Genomic DNA, 7337 nt, shown 5'->3' on the forward strand with positions numbered 1-7337 from the left:
GGATTGAGGTTGTAGCGACAGCAAAGCATATCAAGATAATGAGCTGTGCTGGTGTACACCTCGATTGTACGGGACTCCTTGTTCATTTGATGAAACCTATGAGCCGGAACTTGCCCTTGTCCCAAGCATTTACTTTGACCTGTATCTCCAATTCATCTCCGACATTCAGTTTCTGGTCGGAATAGACTTTGCACCAAGTGGTAAAGATAGAGCCATTTTCATTCTCATCCCTTAGCTGGACGTTGTAGAAGGGCTTTTTGCCTTCTGGTTTTTTTAGACTTACCGAGTTAACGGTTCCTTTGAGGTATAACATAATATTCTCCTATCTGTGTTAGATAGGAATGATGTACTGGATAATGGAGTAGTATTTTAGACAATACTTAGATATTACTGTATAAAACTATCGAGGCTTATCTAAACTAAAGAAATTTGTGGGCCATTTATGGGCCATTTGGGCCGCCATGGGCCCATGGATGGGAGAATGAAATTATTTTTTTTGTTGTTATATATTGTTTTTATAAAGCCATATTGATGTCCGAAAAGCTTCCCAAGCTGCATACGAGGGTTCGATTCCCTTCACCCGCTCCATCTTTTATGACAACCTGCGCAACACACCATGAATAGCGACCCACGATCAGAAGATACTACCCTTACACTTCGCGATGCCAGCCAACGACTGGCAGCAGAAGCCGGTGAAATTATCCTGCTTACCGGCGCAGTCGGAAGCGGCAAAAGTCTCTGGCTGAAGCGGCTGGCCGGAGTGACTGATCTGCCCAACAACACATCAGCCACGATTGCTGGCAAAAAACCGGGTAAGGCGGCTGGTGAGACGTTGATGCTATTTGATCGGCAGCCACCACTATGGCTCGGCCAGCGTGTAGGCGAAGAGCTCTGCTTCGGACTAAGAACCCCTCCTGCCAGTGAAGTGTTAACTGCTGTTTTGTCTGCATGGCGTTTAGAAAGCCTCTCGCCATCTGCCGAACTCTCTTCACTCAATAGACTTCAGGCTATGCGTCTGAGTCTGGCCACTATGGCACTGGCAGAACCAAAGCTGGCACTGCTCGATAGCCCTACCGACAGCCTGCCTGAAACTGACGCCATCACACTGCGTGACGATATAACCGCATGGGCAGAGAGATCCAAGACAACCGTAGTCGTTGCCAGTAATCGCTGGCAGGATTGGCAATCGGTAGCCACGCAACACTGGCAGGTCACCTCTAGAGATGATCTGCCGCAACGGGGAGCACAGGCATGAATAACATGGTTCAATTCTCATTTGCTCTGAGCGGCCGCATGCGCGCATTTATTGAGCTGCGAGATGCTCTTGCCTGCCTTGAAACAGCTTATGTCTCCCAGAACGGTTCAGCATGGCTGCACGCTGCCTGTGATCTGCGCAGCTCTCTCGTCGGTGAACATGGACGCAAACAGGTGATTCCGGAAGTGATCGGGCTGCTTCAGGATGTAGAGAGCTTCATCAAAGGCCTGAGTGAGGGTGTACCGCACTACCAGAGCCGCATTCAGAAGGCGTGCGCACAGATTCAGAAACATATTAATGCGCTGACGCCGGGCATTCCTGAAGTGGCACGAATCCTGAGCAGTGATGCGCTGCTTACCGCCTACCTTAACGCCCAGAAAAAACATGACTGGCTGGGACATAAACTCTGTCTGCAGCAGAGCATCAAAGCGATCTGGAAACATCCCGACGCCCGCACCCTGCCTCTGCACCATGCACTGGTACCACTGTGCGATGCTGTGAATACGCTCGACAGCATGCTCAATGATTTTGTCAGCTGGAAAAAAGAGCTCGCCATAGCCGGCAGTGGCCACATCACGCCTGATAGAAAAATTTCATACGGCCTGCTGGTGATTGCACTGCCTGAAGAGGCCGTGGCAAACGGCATCATCCCGGATATTTCGGGCAACCGCCTGGCAGTTCGGGTTCGCTTCCAGCAGTGGCTGCCCGGCGAGCCTCCCAAAGATTACAAAGAGGATCAGCCATACTCGATGATGCTGGTTCCGATTGGTGCTTAATGATGGCATCCGATACTACCACTGACTCCCCTTTCCGCTGTCCAACCTGTAAAAAGGGGGTGGCCAGAGGGGCTGATCAGTTCCCCTTCTGCAGTGAACGCTGTCGCATCACCGACCTTGGCCGCTGGGCTGCAGGGGATTACCGCATTGCCGGCGAACCGGCGCTGATACCGGATGACACTGAGGGCTATGAGTGACGCAGCCAAAGCGCTGATCTCTCCGCTGCTGAGTTACTCGGCAATTAGTGTTGCCTTGCTGATCCCTGTTCTTTTCTGGCCGCTGCAGAGCATAAATGACGGCAGCCTGGACCCCTCTGTCGACTTTCACACCATATGGCTGGTCACAGCCAGCGCACTGCTACTGTGCGCCGTGACTGCTGACTCCATTCTCTACCACGAGCAGGGCACACTCTGGCCCTTTTTTGCGACCGCATGGATTCTTACCTTCACCATGGGTGTCTCACTTGCCCTGCGCCTGGATTCCGGTGCATTCATTCTGGCCTCGATGTTCACACTGCATGCCATTCGTGCTGGCTCTCGCATATGGCAAGATCAAAATAGCTGGTGGTTATGGCCAGCATGTGTTCGGGATGCTGTTGCCGCCATGGCAATGTTCACCTGGATCATCACTCTCTCAACTGGGGCCGCGTGATGGCACTGATTCTTGCATCTACCTCCCCATATCGAAAGCTGTTGCTGGAGCGGCTGCAGCTGCCGTTTATACAGGCAGACCCTCTGTTTACAGAGGCGGAGCCCGGCAGTATGCCGATTGATGAGCTGCTACAGTATAACAGCATGGGGAAAGCTCAAAGCGTCCTGGATCGCCATCCGGATGCAACAGTGATCGCCTCTGATCAGCTCGCTGTTTGCGGGGATATCGTACTGGGTAAACCTGGCTGCGCAGAAAAAGCGGCGGCTCAACTGGCCATGCTATCCGGCAGAAGCGTCACCTTTCTGACCGGACTCGTCCTGCTTAGCGCAGAGCATCGCCATATCGACGTTATCCCGTTTACCGTCACTTTTCGCGAATTGAGTGAGCGTGAAATCAGAAACTATATTGAGAGAGAGAGCCCCATCGACTGTGCCGGCAGTTTTAAATCCGAGGGTCTCGGCATTGCACTGTTTGAGAAGATGCAGGGGGATGACCCGACGGCCCTGATCGGCCTGCCATTGATCCGCTTAAGCCAGTGGCTCAAGCCACTTATATAGTGGCAACGGCCTGAAATTCTGAGCGAACTTAAAGAATAAAACTCGTAATCACCCAGCTGATTGCACCAAGAACCAACGACACCGCAGCCAAACCAGCCAGCCACTCCCATGCACGAGCTGCCAGCGTCCAGGTAAGAATGATACTTACAATGGTTGCAGTGATATTGATGGTTGAACCATCATACCACCATATACCCAGCACAAAGGAGAAGAACTCCGGAGCCATAGCGCCGGCAAGTGTTGCCAGCACGATCATCGAGAAGATAAATGCTCCGACCCGCTCAATCAAAGCCTTGTTACGCTTATAGTTAGCAAAAAAGAATGATGCGGTTACAAACACCACATAAAAGGCAATCCATATGATCGATACTAGCTCTGAACCTTTCACCGCCATCTCCCTGAAAAACTTCTACCAATATCACCAAGCAAAAAATATAGTCAACGAATATATACGGCAACCCGATGGTATAGCTAAAGCACCCTATCATCGCATGCATCCGCAGCAATAGTCGTCCACTGCAATGAGTAAGCGACAACGCCTACCCTTAACCCCGTGAGCAGCTATGCATCTCTACACCAATGCGACTGGAATACTCCGTAATAGTGCGACAAGCTCAGCCTGACGACGGGTGGCAGTCTTCTGAAAAATAAGCTTCAGATAACTACGTGCCGTATGCAGTGTGATATTTGCCTCAACACTGCACTCTTCCAGCGCTTTGCCGCTGGAGAGGGCAATTGCCAAACGCGCTTCTGCTGGCGTCAAATTATATAACAACTGCAACACCTCAGGATCCATCCAGTTGGACCGCTCATATATACCAATGACAATTGCCGCATAGATGCCTGACTCCAACTCAACCAGAGCACGGATATCCGGATGCAGCGGCAGTGCCAGCAGAGAGATATTTTTAATGTCACCCTCAGCCAGTGGAATAGTTGTGACAGCCAGTTTTTTTTCATTTTCCATGCCGTGATGAACGGCGTTCCTAATCATCGAGCGAAGCTTGCCGGTTGCCACCGAATCCGGGCCTGCGATTCGTGTACCAATCAACATCAATCCCGGTGTGGATGCGATCACTTCACGTGCACGACGATTGCTAAATACAGCCTGACCAGTGCCATCAAACAGAATCACCCCCGCATGCAGGTTATCCATAGCCTGCTTGTAACCAACTGCACGATTACGTAGTGATTCTATGGTATGAAAAATATCAAAAGCTTTGTGCACATGCGGCCGCAATATGGTCACAATATGTAGCAGGCGGTGGAAGAGATTTTCCTGGCTAACGCCATCAATAAAAGCCATCTGCACCAGATAGCTTCCTTCTCGAAAGATAAGAGAGAACACTTCAGGGTGTAAAAGCTGGTCTGAAAACATATCTGCGGCATGCTCAAAACGACGCAACTCATGACAGCGGAAACAGTAGAGCTCTCTGGACTCTGTCCCAAGCTCAGCCTCACGTATAAAGGGAAGGAATTTTTTTAATGCATCAAAGTGCTCTGCGTACGCCTGGTGATTGTCTTCATCTGCATGCGCATCCATTTCACTGATAACATGCAGATTATCACGGTCAATGATATGAATACCAAGTGAGCGGCAATGCGCACTATCGAGCAACCCTGTAAGTAGCTGTTGCAACTGCTTCAGATCTAACGTCAGATCGTAAATCTGCCTGATAATCGCCAATAACTGTTTATCTTCCATGCACGCACCTTATCAAAGCATAACCAACCGCTGAGATAATAGGAATTATTATGTGGAGTGCCCCCCTTGTATGGGGGGTGCTATAAAGCTACAGCATCCTATCTTTCGCCGCCGATAATGGTGGGGAATGGTAAATTGAGAATACTATTAGCCGATGACAATGTTGAATTGCGCGAAATGTTTCGTGATTTTTTGCATCTGCTCGGCTATCAGGTAACCACAGCATCCGATGGCCATCAGGCCCTGAAGATCTATCGCGCCGAAGATCACAACTTCGACCTGCTGATCAGTGATATTATTATGCCACGTATCGGTGGCATAGAGCTGGTTGAAACGATTCGTTCAAAAAACAAACAGTTGCCGGTCATCCTGATGAGCGGATTCTCCGACATCGACATGGAATCTTCCTGTAGTCATCTCAACGCATCTTTCATTGCAAAACCGATCAACTTCGAAGCACTGGAACAGATGCTGCAAAACATTGACACTGTTTATTGCAACCAGATTTATCGCATCAACAGCTAACCGACGTTTTCAACATACAAATATAGTTTCTAAATATTATAAGCGACAACAGCAGCAAGTGCTGCATGCACCAGAGCTGCGCCTGCAATCATCTTGAAGAAGAAACGATTAAACGATTTTAGATGTTCTGCATCAGCATTCATTGAGTTCATCGACATCTCCTGTGCGAAGGCTTCGCATAGTGTGAGATTACTAACCACAAGAATCTTATCAGTGATTTTTATTACAAATCTACTGTCCTGTAGATTTCATGGCGCACATCCCTGTGGGCCACCCATTCAGGGCACTTAGGCGTGCAATTGTACTATCCTGTACAATTGTGGACGGCGAATAGTCACCCGAAGGGTGAAGGGCAGGATGGCCCGAATCACCATTCTGCACAATAGCAGAATGGGACGAGCTTTAGCTCGCCTGAAAGGTGAGGCACATGGACGTGCCGAATCACAAATCTACAGGAAAGTAGATTTGGACGGTGAATAGCCGCCCGCAGGGTGAAGGGCATGGATGCCTTGAATCAAAGGAGCTTAGCTTCTGAGTTCGGGATAGGATAGGTGAGCACAAACAAAAAACCCGCCGGAGATTTCTCTCAACGGCGGGGCTTTGTAATAAATTCCTGGCATTGTCCTACTCTCCCATAGCGAACGCTACAGTACCATCGGCGCAAAGGAGCTTAGCTTCTGAGTTCGGGATGGGATCAGGCGTTTCCTCCTCGCTATTAACACCAGGAAACTGGTGGGTTGAAGCTTTCGCCTCAACCAATAAGCAAGTATCTCGTGATAATCATATGTACATACATTCCAATGTCTTAACGTTGCATGGTCAAGCCGCACGGGCAATTAGTACTGGTCAGCTCCATGCATTGCTGCACTTCCACACCCAGCCTATCAACGTGGTAGTCTTCCACGGCCCTTTAGGGAGCTTAAAGCTCCGGGAGAATTTATCTCGAGGCTGGCTTCCCGCTTAGATGCCTTCAGCGGTTATCCATTCCAAACGTAGCTACCCTGCAATGCTCTTGGCAGAACAACAGGAACACCAGAGGTTTGTCCATCCCGGTCCTCTCGTACTAAGGACAGATCCTCTCAATTCTCCAACGCCCACGGTAGATAGGGACCGAACTGTCTCACGACGTTCTAAACCCAGCTCACGTACCACTTTAATCGGCGAACAGCCGAACCCTTGGGACCTGCTCCAGCCCCAGGATGTGATGAGCCGACATCGAGGTGCCAAACTCCCCCGTCGATATGAACTCTTGGGGGGAATCAGCCTGTTATCCCCGGCGTACCTTTTATCCGTTGAGCGATGGCTCTTCCACTCGAAACCACCGGATCACTAGAACCGACTTTCGTCCCTGCTCGACTTGTCAGTCTCGCAGTCAGTCACACTTATACTCTTGCGCTCAATGGCTGATTTCCGACCAGCCTGAGTGTAACTTCGCGCGCCTCCGTTACTCTTTAGGAGGCGACCGCCCCAGTCAAACTACCCACCAGACAATGTCCCAGACCCGGATAACGGGCCTTGGTTAGAACCCAAGCATGTTCAGGGTGGTATCTCAAGGATGGCTCCCCGATAACTGGCGTCATCGGTTCAAAGCCTCCCACCTATCCTGCACAAAACATACCTAGATCCAATGTCAAGCTATAGTAAAGGTGCACGGGGTCTTTCCGTCTAGCCGCGGGAAAGCTGCATCTTCACAGCTAATTCAATTTCGCTGAGTCTCTGGTTGAGACAGTGGGGAAGTCGTTACGCCATTCGTGCAGGTCGGAACTTACCCGACAAGGAATTTCGCTACCTTAGGACCGTTATAGTTACGGCCGCCGTTTACTGGGGCTTCGATTCAGAGCTTCGCCTTGCGGCTAACCCCACCTCTT

General features: G+C 50.2%; 10 protein-coding genes and 2 rRNA genes (1 of these 12 running past the window's edge). 6 read left to right on the plus strand and 6 right to left on the minus strand.

Features of this window, described 5'->3' with window-relative positions:
* Positions 1–82: 82 nt before the first annotated feature.
* Positions 83–313, minus strand: coding sequence for a hypothetical protein (locus F3F93_RS00225; RefSeq protein WP_176957154.1), 231 nt, complete (start codon positions 311–313; stop codon positions 83–85).
* Between the two features lie 303 nt (positions 314–616).
* Here F3F93_RS00225 and F3F93_RS00230 point away from each other — a divergent pair, with 303 nt between their 5' ends.
* From F3F93_RS00230 to F3F93_RS00250, 5 genes are read left to right on the plus strand one after another with little or no spacing between them, the layout of a single operon-like run.
* Positions 617–1255, plus strand: a complete 639-nt coding sequence (locus F3F93_RS00230) for an ATP-binding cassette domain-containing protein (RefSeq protein ID WP_176957155.1) — start codon at positions 617–619, stop codon at positions 1253–1255.
* Positions 1252–2031 carry a hypothetical protein gene (locus F3F93_RS00235; protein WP_176957156.1) on the plus strand — a complete coding sequence of 260 codons (780 nt, stop codon included), beginning with the start codon at positions 1252–1254 and terminating at the stop codon, positions 2029–2031. The genes F3F93_RS00230 and F3F93_RS00235 overlap by 4 nt, the downstream gene beginning before the upstream one ends.
* Positions 2032–2033: 2 nt before the next feature.
* Positions 2034–2228: a DNA gyrase inhibitor YacG gene (yacG, locus tag F3F93_RS00240; protein ID WP_176957157.1), complete on the plus strand. Its 195-nt coding sequence runs from the start codon at positions 2034–2036 to the stop codon at positions 2226–2228.
* Positions 2221–2682, plus strand: a complete 462-nt coding sequence (locus tag F3F93_RS00245; RefSeq protein ID WP_176957158.1) for a hypothetical protein — start codon at positions 2221–2223, stop codon at positions 2680–2682. The genes yacG and F3F93_RS00245 overlap by 8 nt, the downstream gene beginning before the upstream one ends.
* Positions 2682–3239, plus strand: coding sequence for a Maf family protein (locus F3F93_RS00250; protein WP_176957159.1), 558 nt, complete (start codon positions 2682–2684; stop codon positions 3237–3239). The genes F3F93_RS00245 and F3F93_RS00250 overlap by 1 nt, the downstream gene beginning before the upstream one ends.
* A 28-nt stretch (positions 3240–3267) precedes the next feature.
* Here F3F93_RS00250 and F3F93_RS00255 read toward each other — a convergent pair whose 3' ends face one another.
* Together F3F93_RS00255 and F3F93_RS00260 are read right to left on the minus strand one after the other, a co-directional pair.
* Positions 3268–3627 carry a hypothetical protein gene (locus F3F93_RS00255; protein WP_176957160.1) on the minus strand — a complete coding sequence of 120 codons (360 nt, stop codon included), beginning with the start codon at positions 3625–3627 and terminating at the stop codon, positions 3268–3270.
* 183 nt (positions 3628–3810) lie between these two features.
* The gene (locus tag F3F93_RS00260) at positions 3811–4944 is read right to left on the minus strand and encodes a helix-turn-helix transcriptional regulator (protein WP_176957161.1); all 1134 of its coding nucleotides are present in this window, start codon (positions 4942–4944) and stop codon (positions 3811–3813) included.
* Positions 4945–5079: 135 nt separating this feature from the next.
* On the opposite strand from F3F93_RS00260, the gene F3F93_RS00265 reads away from it, so the two are divergent.
* Entirely contained in the window at positions 5080–5469 is a 390-nt protein-coding gene (locus F3F93_RS00265; protein WP_176957162.1) for a response regulator, read from the plus strand.
* A gap of 29 nt (positions 5470–5498) precedes the next feature.
* On the opposite strand, the gene F3F93_RS12515 is transcribed toward F3F93_RS00265, so the two are convergent.
* The 3 genes from F3F93_RS12515 to F3F93_RS00275 form a co-directional block, all read right to left on the minus strand.
* Entirely contained in the window at positions 5499–5621 is a 123-nt protein-coding gene (locus F3F93_RS12515; RefSeq protein WP_277816478.1) for a hypothetical protein, read from the minus strand.
* Positions 5622–6080: 459 nt separating this feature from the next.
* Positions 6081–6195 (minus strand): 5S ribosomal RNA (gene rrf / locus F3F93_RS00270).
* 89 nt (positions 6196–6284) lie between these two features.
* A 23S ribosomal RNA gene (locus tag F3F93_RS00275) occupies positions 6285–7337 on the minus strand; it runs 1896 nt beyond the window's last position.

This window comes from Mariprofundus sp. KV, from assembly GCF_013387475.1.
Lineage (GTDB): Bacteria > Pseudomonadota > Zetaproteobacteria > Mariprofundales > Mariprofundaceae > Mariprofundus.